The sequence below is a fragment of the Paenibacillus sp. NAIST15-1 genome (genome assembly GCF_001894745.1).
GTDB classification, from domain to species: Bacteria; Bacillota; Bacilli; order Paenibacillales; family Paenibacillaceae; genus Paenibacillus_B; species Paenibacillus_B suaedae.
In genome coordinates this window covers 64,742-80,858 of sequence record NZ_BBYF01000023.1, presented here as the reverse complement: position 1 = coordinate 80,858, position 16,117 = coordinate 64,742, and the positions used below count along the sequence as shown (strand labels likewise).

The 16,117-nt window shown below is 43.7% G+C and carries 16 protein-coding genes and 1 pseudogene; 8 read left to right on the top strand and 9 right to left on the bottom strand.

Annotated features, from left to right (window positions below; genetic code table 11):
- Positions 1 to 579: 579 nt before the first annotated feature.
- The 5 genes from PBN151_RS32400 (at position 580) to PBN151_RS27980 (ending at position 5,018) form a co-directional block, all read left to right on the top strand.
- A complete protein-coding gene (locus PBN151_RS32400) occupies positions 580 to 708 on the top strand; it encodes a hypothetical protein (protein WP_265332144.1) in 129 nt (42 codons plus the stop codon).
- A gap of 136 nt (positions 709 to 844) precedes the next feature.
- Positions 845 to 1,216, top strand: coding sequence for a hypothetical protein (locus PBN151_RS27995; protein WP_072731951.1), 372 nt, complete (start codon positions 845 to 847; stop codon positions 1,214 to 1,216).
- A gap of 148 nt (positions 1,217 to 1,364) precedes the next feature.
- Positions 1,365 to 2,012 carry an RNA polymerase sigma factor gene (locus PBN151_RS27990; RefSeq protein ID WP_175560819.1) on the top strand — a complete coding sequence of 216 codons (648 nt, stop codon included), beginning with the start codon at positions 1,365 to 1,367 and terminating at the stop codon, positions 2,010 to 2,012.
- A complete protein-coding gene (locus tag PBN151_RS27985; RefSeq protein WP_072731948.1) occupies positions 1,978 to 3,690 on the top strand; it encodes a DUF4179 domain-containing protein in 1,713 nt (570 codons plus the stop codon). Before PBN151_RS27990 ends, PBN151_RS27985 begins: the two co-directional genes overlap by 35 nt.
- Before the next feature lie 473 nt (positions 3,691 to 4,163).
- Complete coding sequence (locus PBN151_RS27980) at positions 4,164 to 5,018, top strand: P-loop NTPase family protein (RefSeq protein WP_072731946.1); 855 nt, start codon at positions 4,164 to 4,166, stop codon at positions 5,016 to 5,018.
- Between the two features lie 121 nt (positions 5,019 to 5,139).
- Here the strand turns inward: PBN151_RS27980 and PBN151_RS27975 are convergent, their stop codons facing one another.
- The 3 genes from PBN151_RS27975 to PBN151_RS27965 all read right to left on the bottom strand — a co-directional run bounded on the left by PBN151_RS27975 (position 5,140) and on the right by PBN151_RS27965 (position 7,931).
- On the bottom strand, positions 5,140 to 5,763 hold the full coding sequence (locus PBN151_RS27975) for a hypothetical protein (protein WP_072731945.1): 624 nt from the start codon (positions 5,761 to 5,763) through the stop codon (positions 5,140 to 5,142).
- Positions 5,764 to 5,922: 159 nt separating this feature from the next.
- Positions 5,923 to 7,224, bottom strand: a complete 1,302-nt coding sequence (locus PBN151_RS27970) for a sensor histidine kinase (protein WP_072731943.1) — start codon at positions 7,222 to 7,224, stop codon at positions 5,923 to 5,925.
- Positions 7,221 to 7,931, bottom strand: a complete 711-nt coding sequence (locus PBN151_RS27965) for a LytR/AlgR family response regulator transcription factor (protein WP_072731941.1) — start codon at positions 7,929 to 7,931, stop codon at positions 7,221 to 7,223. The genes PBN151_RS27970 and PBN151_RS27965 overlap by 4 nt, the downstream gene beginning before the upstream one ends.
- A gap of 190 nt (positions 7,932 to 8,121) precedes the next feature.
- On the opposite strand from PBN151_RS27965, the gene PBN151_RS27960 reads away from it, so the two are divergent.
- Both PBN151_RS27960 and PBN151_RS31595 read left to right on the top strand, forming a co-directional pair.
- A complete protein-coding gene (locus PBN151_RS27960) occupies positions 8,122 to 9,513 on the top strand; it encodes a TraB/GumN family protein (RefSeq protein ID WP_072731939.1) in 1,392 nt (463 codons plus the stop codon).
- 151 nt (positions 9,514 to 9,664) lie between these two features.
- Entirely contained in the window at positions 9,665 to 9,808 is a 144-nt protein-coding gene (locus PBN151_RS31595) for a hypothetical protein (protein ID WP_175560818.1), read from the top strand.
- A 258-nt stretch (positions 9,809 to 10,066) separates the two neighbouring features.
- On the opposite strand, the pseudogene PBN151_RS27950 reads toward PBN151_RS31595, so the two are convergent.
- Positions 10,067 to 10,490, bottom strand: a pseudogene (locus tag PBN151_RS27950) (SpoIIAA family protein).
- A gap of 128 nt (positions 10,491 to 10,618) precedes the next feature.
- On the bottom strand, positions 10,619 to 11,221 hold the full coding sequence (locus PBN151_RS27945) for a TetR/AcrR family transcriptional regulator (protein ID WP_072731964.1): 603 nt from the start codon (positions 11,219 to 11,221) through the stop codon (positions 10,619 to 10,621).
- A gap of 94 nt (positions 11,222 to 11,315) precedes the next feature.
- Between PBN151_RS27945 and PBN151_RS27940 the strand changes: the two genes are divergently transcribed.
- On the top strand, positions 11,316 to 12,362 hold the full coding sequence (locus PBN151_RS27940; RefSeq protein WP_083545364.1) for an alpha/beta hydrolase: 1,047 nt from the start codon (positions 11,316 to 11,318) through the stop codon (positions 12,360 to 12,362).
- A 196-nt stretch (positions 12,363 to 12,558) separates the two neighbouring features.
- Here the strand turns inward: PBN151_RS27940 and PBN151_RS27935 are convergent, their stop codons facing one another.
- The 4 genes from PBN151_RS27935 to PBN151_RS27920 form a co-directional block, all read right to left on the bottom strand.
- Positions 12,559 to 13,773, bottom strand: a complete 1,215-nt coding sequence (locus tag PBN151_RS27935; RefSeq protein WP_072731938.1) for a M24 family metallopeptidase — start codon at positions 13,771 to 13,773, stop codon at positions 12,559 to 12,561.
- Between the two features lie 69 nt (positions 13,774 to 13,842).
- Positions 13,843 to 14,604, bottom strand: a complete 762-nt coding sequence (locus PBN151_RS27930) for an amino acid ABC transporter ATP-binding protein (protein ID WP_072731936.1) — start codon at positions 14,602 to 14,604, stop codon at positions 13,843 to 13,845.
- 15 nt (positions 14,605 to 14,619) lie between these two features.
- Positions 14,620 to 15,264 (bottom strand): amino acid ABC transporter permease, encoded by a 645-nt coding sequence (locus PBN151_RS27925; RefSeq protein ID WP_072731935.1) that lies wholly within the window; start codon positions 15,262 to 15,264, stop codon positions 14,620 to 14,622.
- Between the two features lie 23 nt (positions 15,265 to 15,287).
- Positions 15,288 to 16,112, bottom strand: a complete 825-nt coding sequence (locus tag PBN151_RS27920; RefSeq protein ID WP_072731933.1) for a transporter substrate-binding domain-containing protein — start codon at positions 16,110 to 16,112, stop codon at positions 15,288 to 15,290.
- Positions 16,113 to 16,117: the final 5 nt, after the last annotated feature.

Here is a 16,117-nt window from a genome sequence, read left to right as displayed (position 1 = left end):
TTTTGTTCAACCACCCAATTATTCGTATTACAGGAATTCTAACGGGCAGTTTAGCTTGGGAAATGTTAAGCAATGTGATAGGGGAATTGGTCTATCTGTAGAATTAATAATCATTTATTGTTTATTTAGGAGACCTAACCTTATGAAGCTTTTTGCGAAAGAAGTTAAGAAGATTGTAGTCAACAATTATGAGTTTCTTTGCGTAATCGACCAAAGATCTGAAAAGGACTTCATTAGTTTTAAAATATACCCGTCCGAGACGAAAACATCGTATTTCTTAATATTATTTTCTTGGAAAATCAACTGGGCAACGAATCTTTGTCAACCGATTGTTTGTGCAAAGTTAATTCAACATGCCATAAGAAGTGGTTGGATCTATAATATTAAACGCTCTGTATTTAAGATTCAAAATGGAGACGATCTAATTGGTCAATTAGGTTTAGATCAGTTAGACCGATAACTCCAATCGGTTGAGCTGACGGGCAGGATAGTTTAATGATTTCGCCGAATTCATCTTCAGAGGTGAAAAGAATATGAAAACTATATTTTTAGTTCAACATTCTTAAGAGGTCGGGGAAGATGTATGATGAGCCAGGTCTTAGGGATTATTTAGATGCTTTTTATATTAGTGAATATGAAATTGACAAAGATAATTGGACAGAAGGGTTTATTAAATGGTCAGAAGCGAATGAACAAGTGAATGAGTAACTTGTTTCTACGTTGAACTAACGGAGAACGATAGTTGAATACAGACACGAAGGCAGCCGGTCATAATGATCGGATGCCTTTGTTTTACTAACGGGCAGTTTACTTCGAAAAGGTATGAAGAAAGGACTATTCTAACATGGAACACGTATCAAATGTAGACAAGCAGGAATCAATAAAATCTTTGCAATCGACAATCAGTAAACTAGAGAATGCCTTGTCCCAGATGACTCAAAATGGTGCAAGTACTACTCTAGTGAAGAAACGGCTCAGAGCTATTTACATCGGCTTAGCTTTGCTAGAAAACGTTTGGAATCAAAGCCCCCATCATTATACCCAGGGAGATTTAGCAGAAGCTCGCAATGTTATTACTGGTTTATTTCCATCAATTGAAAACAGTTATGCTAAGTCAAAGACTGGTAGTCCCCAAAGAACACTCCTGGAAAGAAGAATTAAAGCGTTAGAACTAGCTGTTCAAGCGATTGACGAACTTTCCACTAATAACTCGTAATATCAACGAAGCACCTCTAAGTTAACGGGACACGATAGCTTAATAAATAACTAAAACGTGGCTGCCGTCATGGATCGGCAGCCACGTTGCGCTAACCGGCAGGATAATGGTAATGGAATAATGAGGAATTACCTCGAATTTCAAATAGGTGAGAAAAACAGAACATAATACTCGTCTATATAGATGTACCAACTTTATGAGGAAGGAGAAAGTTATGAGCTGCAATCAGACAGATGATGATATCATCACCCTTATTCTTCATGGTAAGCCCGAACGGTTCGCTGATTTGGTCAACAAATACAAACAGAAAGTGTATGGGATCTTAGTCGGGATGGGCGCGACCCACGAGGATGCACAAGATACCGCCCAAGAGGCCTTCATGAAAGCATACCGTAATCTGGGGTCACATGAATCAGGCAAGAGCTTTGCCGCATGGCTATATACCATTGTTGTTCGCACATTCCAGGATAAATTTAAGCGTAAAGCATTGACCCTGATTGAACTGGATACAGATAATTTCATAGAAGTGGATACGCCAGAACATATCTACTTGAAAGCTGAGTCCGAAGCAGACATTCATCGCCTGATGTTGCAATTATCCGATATACAACGGCTGGTCTTATTATTGCGCTATACCGAAGAGCTTACTTATGAAGAAATGTGCGCTGTAACAGGGTTGAACATGCATCAAGTCAAAAATGCATTGTACCGTGGTAAACAATCACTAAAACGCCTCATCGAGCAGAAAGGAGCGTATGCATGTGGCACAGAATTGCATCAATCAAGAACGTATTGAGGAGTTAATGATCCAGAAACAACTGGGTACTGTGATGGAACATATCGAAGGATGTATAGCATGTCGCCTTCGGTTGGAGGCATGTATTGAGGAAGGCCAGATGTTGAAGGACGCACTATTTCATGCACAACCTGACGAGGATTTCACCGCGCAGGTCATGGCTGGTATTCTCTCTACTGACAGCGCTTCTATAGAGGAGCAACAAATTTCAGAAGATGGTGAGAATTACAGGGGGTGGTTCCGTCGGAAGCTGCGTATTCGTTGGCCACTGGTTACTGCCGCAGGATTACTGCTGGTTCTCCTCTCCATGAGTTTCGCGCAGCCGACGATTGCGAATTGGATTAAATCTTTGTTCAGCACGACGGATACTGTCGATGTAAGCTTGTTGCACTCGGAGAATTTAGGCATTCATCACTTTGCAAATATTAAGGTGAGTGACAAAGGATATACGCTTGAGATCAAGGAAGTCGTTGTCGATACGGTCCGAGCACTCATTGCGTATCGTCTAACCGATCCAAGTGGAAAAGTGGTCAACGATATGTTTAATGCGGATTTGATTGCATTTACGGATGCGAATGGGAAGTCAATAGGTGCGCGTGTGACAGGACATGATTTTTTACCTGAGTTAAAAGAGAATGGATATGTTAATTCTGGGTATTCTATTGCGAAAATAAGCTTCGTCAACACCCCAGAAACGGATATCATTCACATGAACGGCAACATTGACTATATTGGCCACACTTCGGATAAACCTGAATTCTATAATTTTCTGCAAGGAAATTGGCGTTTTTCCATGGAGATCGACATCAAATTAGCGAGGAAGCAGTTTCAAATGATTCCACTACATGACGCGAAATATATAGCGCCAGATGGCACACAGATTGCAGCTACGAAATTAATTTATCATGCCAGCGCATACCAAATTGAATTTCAAACCAGGATTTCTCCAGCTGCGGTACCTCCATCAGATCCCATTCATATGAATGACTACCACCAGTTAGGTTTTTACTTGGAGGATCAACATGGGAATAAGCTTGGTAGAGTGAATTATGCGGCCAACGATAAGGATGAGGATTATCGCAGCACTCTAGACAATATGTACTGTCGTAATGACAACAAGGATTCGTCTGATTTAATCACCTGTATATATACGATGTATAACATTAGGGACAACGTGCCTGATCCGGCTCGAATCGTTGTGAAGAATTACAACCTTCCCGTACATTCTTCGGAATCGGTTACGGTCAATATGAAGCAATTATCATCACATCCCGTTACTATGAAGGCGCAGGGAGATGTACTCGCAGTGATGAAAGTAGATGGATTTGCAGATTCACGGCCTTTTTTAGAACAGGGCAAAGGGACTTCGTTGAAACTAATCGTATCTGGCGTATTTCGTAATAACTTTAGGTATGATCAATGGGTAGCAACGGATGAAGCAGGTCAAGCTTATACACTATATATCAATGGGACTGGTGAGATGCATTACAAGAACGTTGAAGACGACCGCATGACACTTACATTAGAAGGAGGAAGACCTGAGGAGTCACCATTCGCCCTCGTTGATGGCATGCAGCATATACCGAAGCAGCTCACACTTACACGAAAAGTTACTGATAAATTATTTACCGGCTTGGAGTGGAGTATTCTTTTGCCTGCTTGCACACAAGAGGACTAGCTCACTGCTGTTAAGCCTTGTATTGTACTATAAAAACAGTTTAACTTTTTTTATATGACCTTGCATGGTTACTCTAACGGGACACGATAGTTGAATAACACACTTTATTGAGCAGGCGACGATAGTCTGCTCTTTTTGTTAAGCTAATGGGTAGGTTCGTATGAAAAGCCCCTACTTGTATTTATCTATGCGTAATGTTAATCTGAATAATAGAGATGCAAACAAAGGAGCATTAAACCTTATCATGTTGATTACTCTGTAAAGATTAACAATTCGAAAAGATGCCTGTAATAGTGACTATACTATTTTATTTGGCATGCTTTTCTTTAATCTTACAGGGTATGCAGGAAAAGGTATATCATAAACCCATTCTGCGGATACCTGATGGTATCCGCTTTTATTTTCGCGGGAAACCGCATCTCTATTGATTCTTACCTGCTTATCCTCCTAATAACGAATGGAGGAACTATATTATGAGATCGAAGTTAGTCTTGATTGAGGGGTTGCCAGGATCCGGGAAAACAACAACTGCTGAACTAGTTCATGAAATTCTTACGGAAATGAACATTAAGTCTCAGCTGTTTTTAGAAGGAGATCTAGATCATCCTGCTGATTATGACGGAGTCGCCTTTTTTAAGGAAAAGGAATTCGATGAATTATTGAGTACCCACGAAAAGTTCAAAGATTTGTTGAGTAATCGTATGATTAAAGATGGTGACAATTACTTCCTAGAATATCGGAAAGTAAAAAACGAATACGATTCACGTTTTCCAGATGAATTGCTACATGCAGTTTTCAAAAATGATGTGTATGAATTGTCACTAGATCTGAACAGGAAACTGATAACAGAGAAATGGAAGAAGTTTACGGAGAGTGTTTTGAATGGTACAGACACCTTTGTTTTTGATTGTTGTTTTATACAAAATCCTGTAACTATGGGGATGATTAAATATGCCGCAAAGAAGGAAGACGTTATAAGTTATGTCATAGAACTGGCAACAATTGTGGAGCAACTGAATCCATTGTTGATTTACGTAGAACAGAACGATCTTGAACTTTCTTTCAGAAAGGCTGTAAAAGAAAGACCTCAAGAATGGTCAGAGGGATTTATAGAATATTATACAAGCCAAGGGTATGGAAAAAAGCAGAGTTACAAAGGGTTAGAAGGAACTCTGCAGGTTCTTAAGGCAAGAAGGGAATTAGAAGAAGAAATATTTAATGGCTTACATATAGCTAAGAAAAAAGTGGACAACTCTTCCTATCATATTAACGATTATAAGCAAGTTTTAGTGGGGATTTTATCAGAATATTTTGACGCAACAAACTAACGAGAATCTATTACACTAAACGGGACACGTTAACGCAATGGAACAGCGACAGTCTAGGACTTTATTTTCTCGTCCTAAGCTGTCGCTGTTCCAGCTTCTCAGGTCAGTCTAACAGCGTCCGTTATTTATTGTCCGCCTCTGCCAGAGAGAGTAGATATTCTGCCACATTCACAGGCACTTTAGAGTAGAACTTACGGATGGGGGCAAGGGAAGGTAGAGGTTCCATTACCATATAGTATCCATCCTTATTTTTGTATAACGTGTTTCGGCTGGTTTCGTAAAGTTCCCCCGTATTGTTGCCAAACACGGTTTTCGTCTTTTCCGACCACGTTACATAGACAAGCAAGTCCTTCGCATCTTCCGGGATGGAACGAAGGTATTTCCAACGCTCAATATGGAGGTTTTTTGTAAATTCGAAGATTTGCTTATTGTCTGTGATCGTATGCAATCGACTGCCATCGGTAATGGAGTGAACTTCTATTTTCTGTTTTTTTTGTGCCATACGATCCTTGACATCGTCCCATTCTATATTTTGCACATCTTCATCATCCTCAATCTCTGTAGCGACTTCGTCCCAGACAGCGTTTTGTACGGTCTCATTCACGAAATTGGCTGTATCTTCTAATTCCTCAAGACCTTGGACACTTTCTACAATCTGGTTTGTTATTATGCCTGATGAACAACCGCCCAGAAGCAATGCTGCCGCCAGTCCGCCAATCAGGAGTATATTTTTCTTGTTACGCATCGTTATCCCCCGTTCCTTTTTTGCCAAACTAATAATCAATAACCTACAAACAAAATCGTTCGCACACAAAAGAGTGCTGCAACCATTCAGATTGTAGCACTCGATCCTTTTGAGATTATGCACTTGTAAAAAATCGACGGGGTTTTTGTCAAAATTGGGTTACCTGTCATACAAAGCAATCCGAACTAGGAAAGAATGGTTTGAGCTTTCTACATCCATGGTGCCAAGTTCATCCACGGCTTTCTTCACGTTCTTTAATCCTAATCCATGGAAAAACGGTTCGTTCTTCGTAGACACAGGCAATCCGTTGTCCCATTTCTGAATGGGGCTCGCTGAATTCTCAATGCGGATGAATAGCGTGTGGTTGATGTAGGACAGGTTGATGCGAACCCAACGCTCCCCACTCTGTAATTCCCTGCACGCCTCTCTCGCATTATCCATCAGATTCCCAACGATAATGACGGCTTGTTCAAATGACAGCTTTAAGCTAGAAGGTACATGAATATCTGTCTCGACGGATACGCCCTCGTGGAGCATTTCGGCGATTTTGATGTTCAATATGGAATCCAAGTATTGGTTCCCGGTTGAAATCACGGTTTCAATTTCTTTGAGCTGACCGGATGCAGCGTTTAAAAAGCCAATGAGTTCGTTGTTGTTGTCCTGCTGTGCCGCCAGCTGCTCGGCAGTTCGGATATAATTCCCCATATCATGATGCAGTGCCCGAACCTGCTGATGGGCGGCCTCTAGTTCCTTGTAATACCTATGCTGTAATTGGACCTGCTGTTCCAGCATGGTGTTCTCCCGTTCTGTATGCATTAGGGTAGAGAATTTATCAAAAACCACAAACAGCGAAAGGTTAATGAACAAGAATATGAGACTAATTGGAATTTCCACGGTCAGCGAGTAGGGATCCTCCCTGTTAGAAATATAATATTCCATAACGCCTAGCGCTGCCGTACTGGCTACGGTAATGGCCATAAGTAAAAGCCAAAGATGAAAAGGGATAGACCACTGTTTCCCTTTGTCCGTTTTTCGGATAAGTTCCAATAACAGATAAAAACCTACGTGACATAGAATAAGTGTTAGCCAAATGCTCTTATCTTCGATTGGTGTAACGATCAAATCGTATAATAGAAGCCAGAAATAGGATACCGTTAAAAGTATCCCGATATATAACACCTTTTTTTGGCGATTCGGCGGATAGCATAGTAAAAAGAACATACTGCATAGTACGGTGATGGGTGGAAGCGCCGCAGGGCGGACGGGATTCAGAACCATTCGCAAACCGCATGTTATAGCCAGCATCGCAATAGCGGCTGCTGCATACAGCTTGATGTGATTGATCCGAGCCTCTCCAAACACTTTGTTAAAGAGACGCAGTATAAATAGAATCTCGATCATGCTAAGAACGACTTCAAGCCCAAAAATGATCGCATCGGTAGTTGTCTGAAAATAAGTCATGGATTGCCGCTTCTCCGTTCTATGAAGGACAGATGTGCTTGTTTCACCTCGTTCAGATAGCGCTTGCTGATTGGCAATTTCGCTTCGTTTTGCAAATGAATAGCCATTTTGTTAATGGAGCGGATGTACTCCATATTCACTAAGAATGAGGCGTGAATCCGGCAAAACAGATTCGTATCCAGCCCAGACAGGATGTCCGCGATTTTTCCGTAAAACTCATAGGTATCTCGATTGGTATGGATAATTACCCTTCTTCCTGCCCCTTCAAAATAAAGAATGTCACTGCAGCGAAGCTGGTATTTGTCATGCCCGATCTGAAAAAAGAATAGCTGCTTCGACACTTTGATGTGTTCCGCAGCGTCCAGCAAGATGGGGGACAACTTTTGAGTAGTTACAGGTTTTCTTAAAAAGCGAAACGGCAAAACTTCAAAAACCTCATATACATATTCTTTATGGTCTGTGATAAAGATAATGATCGCATTTCGATCCTGCTCCCGGATAACCGAAGCAATTTCAATTCCATTTTGGCCAGGCATTTCAATATCAAGCAGATAAATATGATAATGTGACCCGGCCTGCAAGCATCTTAGCAAGTCAGCGCCACTATAATACACATCGCTGGAGAATTCCATTCCGGACATGTTTGAAAGTAGATCCTCAATATCATTTGCAACATTTCTATCATTATCACATATTGCTACGTTCATTACAGCCACTCCATTAATAACCTGATAACTTGATTCTATAATATTTTTAGGAAGCCTACAATTTTGTTACATATAGATAGTTCATATTATGTTTACAAATCTCTTAGGAGAATATTGCCTTCTGATAGGTTAAGCGCTATAATCGGTAGGGTTTGTAGATCTACATATATGCTATAAAGGGGGAATCTTGGTGAAGACTAGCAAATGGGATAAGATCAAACGTAGTCTGGCCAGCGGTCTAGTTGCTTCAGTTGCAATGCTCGGATTTGTCATTCCGGCACAGGCGAATCAAGCGCCGGTCGAAGCTCCGCAAGTAAGTTCTTGGTCGATCAGCGTTCTGAATGAGGGAGAAAAGTACGGAATTTTCCCACTGACGTGGTACACAGACGGTACTTTCCAACAGCCAATATCAACGGATAAGTTCCAAGCACTCTTGAAGGCAACTTCTGCGAAGCTGGATGCACTGGAATTAAAGAAAAAGAATACGTTCACTGTACCAGCAACCGAGAAAGTCATTACGAGAGAATCGGTCATTAATGCAGTATATGGGGTATTGGATCAATACGAATTGCCAGAATCGATGAACATTGGCACGGACGAGCCGGTTTCTTTCTTCCAGAAGAAAGGGATCGTTAACGGTACAGGCAAAGGCCTTGATCTAGACAAGCCAAGTACGGTTGAGCAAGCGGTTGTTATGGCAAGCCGTCTTGTAGAGTATACGTATGATGCTGTTGACGGTGGAGCGAAGGGGCTTCTGTGGAAGGCAACGAAAGGGCAAAACACACTTTACATGCTCGGATCGATTCATGTCGGCACTCCTGAAATGTATCCGATGAAGAAGAGTGTGCGGGATGCTTTCAAGCAGGCAGATTCGTTGTGGGTTGAAGTTAATTTGCTAGGCAACAAAGATATGGACTACTTCACACAATCGATGGCGTATGCAGACGGTACAACATTGAAGGATCATGTCTCGAAGGAAACCTATGCGAAGCTGCAACAGGTATTGGAGCAAATGCAGCTGCCGAAGGATGTCTTTGACGGCTTCAAGCCATGGGCCGTATCGAATAGCCTTACGCTTGCTGGCATGACTGGGGCCGCAGAAGAGATGGCGCAAGCTGCTGCGCTTGGCATTGATTCCTACTTCACCAATTCGGCAGTGCTTACTGGCAAGCCAATTCATGAGCTGGAAGGCTTAAAGTTCCAAGCTGATGTCTTCAGTAAGGTTCCAGCTGCGACACAAGAGAAGGAATTGAATGATGCATTGGATCACGTGTTGACACCGACAGGCAAGCCGGATGAGTCCATGGAGCTGTTACAATCTTGGCAGAAGCTGTGGGTGAAGGCGGATCTAGATCAGTTCACGAAATCCTTCATTAGCACGGAAGAGATGACACAAACTGATTCGGCAAAGCGCTTGTTTGGCGAACGCGACAAGAACATGGCGAAGAAGCTGATGGAGCTGTTGGATAAAGAAGGCTCCTCGACGCACTTTGTCGTTGTAGGTGCAGGCCATTACGTGATCCAAGATATGGTCGTTGATCAGTTGAAGGCGAACGGGTATCAAGTAGAATTCGTGAAATAGAATAGTGGAATAGAGAGGCTTATCCTTATGTTACTGACTGGTAGCGAGGATAGGCCTCTTTATCTTAGGCTCTTTTCTGAAATATTGTTGCTATTAGAGAGCTTGCGAAATAATAGACCCAGAACATTCGTTTGTAGAGAGCTGACTCCCAATGAATTGGCAATCTGTATACGGCGATTTTAGAGATTTAACAAAGTCTGAGCAACATTCATTATTTCAGGCTATTAGAGATACGTTATTTTCAGAGGCAAAAGATGATATTGCTAATATGGTTGGAGCAATATACACTGCCTAAAATTGCAGAAGAAATAGAAATCCATACCTATCACTAGCGGTTAACGAAATGGATGGAACGCTTTAATGGTATGGTTACGAAGTATATAGACAACTATTTGTATTGGTTTCGTTTTATAATTGCACATACAATTGGACAAGAATCTGCGAAGAAAAACAATGGTGTTGGAAGCTTGTAAGCAAGTGATTTTTATGACAACGGCAACATTACGGGCATAAAAAAACCAGTTGATTGAGAGCAACTGGTTCAATAAAGGTTTTATATTGGATATTCATTCAACCAAATTAATGCTTGTTCATAATCATCAAAAAATTTTACGGATTCTTTTGTATTGGATTGTTGTAAATAATTCATTATCTCCCCTTCTTCAAGGAGAAACGCAATTGCCTTACTGTGATTCAAAATGGTTTCATTGAAGAACTTATCTTTCCATGCTTTTTGAACAGAAAAATGATCTGGCGTGTATCCTTTTCTATCCACCAACAATTTGTATTTCCGACCCTCAGAAATGAATTGCTGACAAACCTGCTCGAAGCCATTAAACCATTCATAAACATCATCTGTTTTAATCTTGCCAATCAGATGGGTAACAATTAAATCTCCTGAAGCTGTTGTGCTGATATTCTGTTTGCTCAACTTGGAATCCTCTCCCTTAGTTACAATTATGAGTAAAAAATCTCATAAAATCAATAAGGATAAAATTCTCACGCAATAAAGCAACATTATTTACGAAAAGAGACTTATCTTAAGAGAGATCGTTCCCCTGATAGAATCATTATCGTGAATATTCAATTCGTATTCATCTCTAATTTAATTCGCTTGATTGATGCACAATGACTGAAGATGCTCATTCAGAATTCGCTCAACACGCTCGACTTGCAAGCGCTGCGGCTGAAGGATGAGGTGAAGGGCGAGCCCATCAAGTAGCGCATATAATTTCTCAATTTCAATCTCATAGTCGAGATCTGGCTTGGCCAACTTCTTCTCCTGCAGCAGGTCTATCACGTATTTGGTAACATAATAAATCCCATCGTTCAACTCATTGCTTAAGTGCTGAAGCTCGGTATGCGTAAGCGTTTTGGAGGTGAAGGACAGCCATGCTTCCATTTCGGTTCTTCGGTCTTCGTCGATAGGCAGGAACTGCATCAGAAGCTGAAGCAGGCTGGGAAGTATTCGATCATCGAGCACAAGCGTGGATAACCGTTCCTCCACCTGCTCGCGGAAAATATTCATGCAAAAGGCAAATAGCTCAACTTGTGAAGAAAAATAATGACGCAAGGAACCAACAGATAATCCTGCTTCTATCGCGACCGTTCGAACGGTTGCATGATCAAGCCCCTCGCGCTGAATGACGCGTATAGCCGCTTCGGCAACAAGTCTTTTTCGTTTTTCATGATCAACAATTTTTGGCATGTCCCTATTATACACACTTTACCGTTTTTATACAGCATGCTATACTCCTTTTTAATACATTGTACTAAATAAATAGAGAAGGAAGGGATACGGCATGCCGAGCGAGCTCATAAGCAACACGACCAAAGGGAAGGCACGTTGGAAAAAAGGGTTATTGTTTTCTTTTTTGTTCCTCATCATTCTGATTGGTTCAGGATTTGTGTATGAAATGATTGCTTCGAAGCTCGGAGAGCAAGCCTTCCCTATGCAGGGCAAGCTTATTCAGATTGACTCTGGCAATTACCAGCTTCATCTGCAGCGTACTGGCGAAAGTCGGAAAGGTGTTCCTACCATCATCATGGAAGCGGGAAGCGGGGAGACGAGTCTATCTTGGGGGGACATCCCCGCACAGCTTGCTCCATTTGCCACTGTCGTGACGTATGATCGAGCAGGTTATGCCTGGAGTACAAAAGCGCGTACGGAACGAACAGGAGAAAATATTGTGCGAGAACTTCATGAGGCACTCAACAAAGAGGGAATTGAGGGGCCTTACATCCTAGTTGGGCATTCCTTAGGCGGCATGTATGCACGATTATTTGCTCAGACCTATCGGGAAGAAGTGACCGGGTTAGTGTTAATTGACGCTAGAACAGAAGATTACATGCGGGAGACAGCATCAATCTATGCGCAGGAAACCAATCAAGAAAGGCCATCCGCTTTCTTACTTGGACTTATGAAGAGCTCAGGCGTGCTGCGCCTGTTTCAAGATTCCTTGCTGGAAGGGCTGGTTGCAAAGGAAAAGCGTTCGCAGTTCATCAATGTGATTGCGAAGCCAAGCTATTTCGAAGCCGTTGAGGAGGAAGCGAAGCTGCTTGGGAGCACGGAAGATGTGATTCGTGGACAGAAGCTGGGAGGTATGCCGGTAAGAGTGATTCCACGAGGAATTCCACACCCTTTCTCAAATGCGGGCATTTCCGAACAGGGCGCGAAGAAGCTTGAGGAAATCTGGCAGGCAGGCCAGCGGAGAATGCTGGACATTTCAACGAATAGCAAGCTGATTGTGGCGACGAAGAGCGGGCATATGGTCATCAATGATGAACCACAGCTGGTGGTGGACGTTACGAAGGAAGTTCTGTCATTGACTACCGCAACAAAAAACTAAGAATCACATGCTATATGCAACGGCACCATACGCTACAAAAGATGGGGCAATTATGATTAATCGATCAATTGGTGTTGATATGTAGGGATATATTGCAGGGATATAAAAAGGTCAGGATACAGCGGATTGCTGCGTTCCTGACCTTGATTGGTATGCAGCCAAGCTGCTGGTATCACACACGTTGGGCCTGACTGAATTACAGAGCTATCAGATCCCGGGATAAGGTGTTCAGCCGCTCGATTCCGTTATCTGTAATGAGCACCATATCCTCGATCATGATTGATCCGATGCCGTAGCCGTAGTAAGGGGTCTCCAAGCAAATCACCATGCCTGGCTGGAATATCGTGTTCTCGGATGGGCTTAGAAATGGAGCTTCTTCAGCTGCCAAGCTAAGACCTGCACTGTGGCCTAAATGACCGCGATTGTAGGTAGGCAGACCAGATTGACGGATAATAGACATGGCATCGTTGAAGGCATGCTCCATCGGCATACCAGGTTCGATGATCTTCAATAGATGATCATGTCCAGTTCGCAGTGCGTTGTAGATGCGCTTTACTGTATCGGATGGTTCGCCGAGCACGAAGGTACGGGCGATGTCCGAACCGTAGCCAGCAACATCAACACCAACATCGAACTTAATAACCTCTCCAGCTTGGCTAGGTCTTGTATCAAAAATATGTGCAGGTGCGAAATGGTCACCCACAGATATCATATGGAAGCGGGAAGGCGAGCCGCTCGCATGAGTCAGCAGCGCGAGCCGAAACGCATCCGCGATCTCAGCTGCAGAGCTGCCGATGTGAATGCCCTTGCTGGCTTCTGTGATGCCGATCTCGGCATATGCGCAGCTCTGGCGGAGCTGTTCAACCTCCCATGGAGTCTTGAGCATACGCAGTTCGGTGAAGATCGCGCTGGCTTCCGTCAGTTCGACATTCGGCAGGGCTTCTTGCAGTGCTTGCGCAGCTGCGTACTTCATGGAGCCTAGCTCTACTGCAATTTTGCCTGTACTTACTCCGTAATCAGCGAGCACGTGTTGGAGCAGGCCGAACATCTCCTGAACTTGATGATTGACGGGTCGTCTGCCTTCATACTTATCACCCCGCAAGCCAAGAGGATCATCGACATCGACCCAGGTCGGGTACGTTCGCAGCTCGCATTGTGGAAGGTCATTCGGAACGCCAGCAGCTTCGAACTCATTCATAATAATGACCGTCTGGCGCGATGGATCGCGGAACATAACGGCCAATGCGACTTCGCTCATCCGCAGCGTATACATGAATGTGCTGGGGTGGCCAGACAAGTAATAGAAATTTTCGCAGCCTGATGCCACAATCGCTTCTATGTTCTCTCTTTCCATAATAGAACGAGCCCGTTCCGCGACACTGGCCAGATGCGCTGCTTTGTCGAACTTCATGCTGTACACTCCCTTTGCAGAATTCTTATCTTATCGTAACGACCAGATCATTCCGAGCTTCTGCTCGTCTTATGAAATCGTGTCTGGTTCACTGGCGAGCTGACGCAAGAACTTGCGGGCACGCTCCGTCTTAGGCTGATCGAAAAATTGCTCAGGAGTTCCTTCCTCCTGAATAACACCGTCGCTCATGAAGATGACGCGATTCGCAACTTCCCTTGCGAATTTCATCTCATGTGTCACGATGATCATGGTCATGCCTTCTGATGCCAGCTTCTTCATCACCGCCAGCACTTCGCCTGTCAGTTCGGGATCAAGTGCAGAAGTCGGTTCATCGAAGAGCATAATTTGCGGCTGCATCGCGAGTGCGCGAGCAATGGCGACACGCTGCTGCTGACCCCCAGACAGGCGGGACGGATACTCGTCCTTTTTGTGGAGGAGGCCTACTTTTTCAAGAAGTGTCTCTCCAATTGTTGCGGCATCAGCCTTGCTCATCTTCTTCACAATGGTCGGAGCCATCGTGACGTTTTCCAACACGGTCATATGAGGGAATAGGTTGAACGACTGGAACACCATCCCGGTTAATGTGCGAATACGCTGTACGGCTTTCTTCTTGAAAGAGGCGTCCAGCGCAGCATTCCATACCGCATCACCGATCTGAATAGATCCGGAATCAGGAGTCTCTAAGCCATTCAAGCAGCGCAGCAGTGTGCTTTTGCCAGATCCGCTGGGGCCGACGAGTACGACGATTTCACCGGAACGGACTTGCAGATCAATATCTTGGAACACGACCAGTTCGCCGAAGCTTTTTCCTAGTTTTTTTACCTCAATCATGATGATCTCACGTCCTTAGTAGGCTTTCGACAAGTGAGCTTCGATTCGGTTCAGAATCGCGGAGAAGCTCAGGCTCATTACCCAATACATAATGGCAATCGCAATGAAAAATGGCATCGCCACGTAATACTGCGCAATCAACAATTGCGCGGTGCGCAGCAGCTCGGTTACCGTAACGATCGATACGAGCGAGGTCTCCTTCAGCATGCCGATGAACGTATTGCCCATTGGGGGAATCGCTACACGTGCAGCCTGCGGCAGCACAACCCGCCACATCGTCTGCCATGGCGTCAGCCCAAGGGATTGGGCAGCCTCTGTCTGTCCGCTGGATACAGCAAGAATGGCACCGCGGAACGTCTCGGACAAGTAAGCGCTGATGTTGATACTAAGTGAAATAAAGGCCGCGTTGAGCGGCCCGAGTGTGATCCCGAAGTCGGGTAGTCCATAGTAGATAATGAAGATTTGCACCAATACAGGCGTTCCGCGAATGATGGACACATATATTCTTGCGACATTGCGGACGAACTTATTTCCCTTTAAGCGAGCTACGGCGACAACCAGTCCGATGAGGAGTCCAAAGAACATGGATACGATCGTAATCAGCAGTGTGTAGTAAGCGCCTTTTAATAGAAAGTCTAGGTTTTGAATAACGAGTTCCATCTCTTGCACCTTCCCGGACTGGCTTAAATGTTAGGTTCTACATCAAACCATTTTTTGAAGATTTCTTTGAATGTACCGTCTGCTTTCATTTCTTCTAGTGCTTTATTAATGGCAGCTAACAGCTCTGGGTTATCTTTACGAATCGCGATACCTGCTACATCCTCTTTAATTGGCTCTCCAACTGCCTTCACGTCGAAATGATTTTTGTCAATCAGCGGCTTGAGTGCAAATACATTGTTAATCGTCGCATCAATACGGCCAACATTCAAATCCTGCAAGGATGTAATGACATCGTTGTATGTGGCAATTTCAAAGTTTCCAACCTTAGGCATAGCTACATCACGCAAATACTTCTCGTCATTGGTTCCAAGTCCGACACCAATCTTCTTGTCTTTGAAGTCTTCGAGCTTCTGGATGGACGTATTGTCACTCTTGACGATGACATTAACCGCATTTTTCACATACGGAGTGGAGAAGTCCATCTTCTGCTTGCGATCATCCGTAATGGTTACTTGGCTGACCAGTGCATCGTATTTATCTTTTTGCAATCCTTCGATCAGGCCCGAGAATTCACCAGTAATGAACTCAACTTCCACGCCAATATGCTTAGCGACCGCCTTGGCGATATCGGCATCGAAGCCATCGACCTCGCGCTTGTCATTGATGAAGTTATATGGGGCATAGGTACCCATAAGCCCGACTCTAATTTTTCCGGATTGCTTGATGTGTTCCAGCGCGTTAGCAGAACCTGCATTGGATGATGACTTACTTCCGCATCCGACAAGTGCGACTGCAAGAACGGTTAGCAGAGTAGTGGCTTTCAGAAATTTTTTCAGTTGGACTGACATCGATG

What these genes read in the sequence shown, in the direction of transcription:
- PBN151_RS32400 (WP_265332144.1), top strand. Translation starts at nt 580, where the DNA reads ATGTATGATGAGCCAGGTCTTAGGGATTATTTAGATGCTTTTTATATT.
- PBN151_RS27995 (WP_072731951.1), top strand. Translation starts at nt 845, where the DNA reads ATGGAACACGTATCAAATGTAGACAAGCAGGAATCAATAAAATCTTTG.
- PBN151_RS27980 (WP_072731946.1), top strand. Translation starts at nt 4,164, where the DNA reads ATGAGATCGAAGTTAGTCTTGATTGAGGGGTTGCCAGGATCCGGGAAA.
- PBN151_RS27975 (WP_072731945.1), bottom strand. Translation starts at nt 5,763, where the DNA reads ATGCGTAACAAGAAAAATATACTCCTGATTGGCGGACTGGCGGCAGCA.
- PBN151_RS27970 (WP_072731943.1), bottom strand. Translation starts at nt 7,224, where the DNA reads ATGACTTATTTTCAGACAACTACCGATGCGATCATTTTTGGGCTTGAA.
- PBN151_RS27965 (WP_072731941.1), bottom strand. Translation starts at nt 7,931, where the DNA reads ATGAACGTAGCAATATGTGATAATGATAGAAATGTTGCAAATGATATT.
- PBN151_RS31595 (WP_175560818.1), top strand. Translation starts at nt 9,665, where the DNA reads ATGAATTGGCAATCTGTATACGGCGATTTTAGAGATTTAACAAAGTCT.
- PBN151_RS27945 (WP_072731964.1), bottom strand. Translation starts at nt 11,221, where the DNA reads ATGCCAAAAATTGTTGATCATGAAAAACGAAAAAGACTTGTTGCCGAA.
- PBN151_RS27940 (WP_083545364.1), top strand. Translation starts at nt 11,316, where the DNA reads ATGCCGAGCGAGCTCATAAGCAACACGACCAAAGGGAAGGCACGTTGG.
- PBN151_RS27935 (WP_072731938.1), bottom strand. Translation starts at nt 13,773, where the DNA reads ATGAAGTTCGACAAAGCAGCGCATCTGGCCAGTGTCGCGGAACGGGCT.
- PBN151_RS27930 (WP_072731936.1), bottom strand. Translation starts at nt 14,604, where the DNA reads ATGATTGAGGTAAAAAAACTAGGAAAAAGCTTCGGCGAACTGGTCGTG.
- PBN151_RS27925 (WP_072731935.1), bottom strand. Translation starts at nt 15,264, where the DNA reads ATGGAACTCGTTATTCAAAACCTAGACTTTCTATTAAAAGGCGCTTAC.
- PBN151_RS27920 (WP_072731933.1), bottom strand. Translation starts at nt 16,112, where the DNA reads ATGTCAGTCCAACTGAAAAAATTTCTGAAAGCCACTACTCTGCTAACC.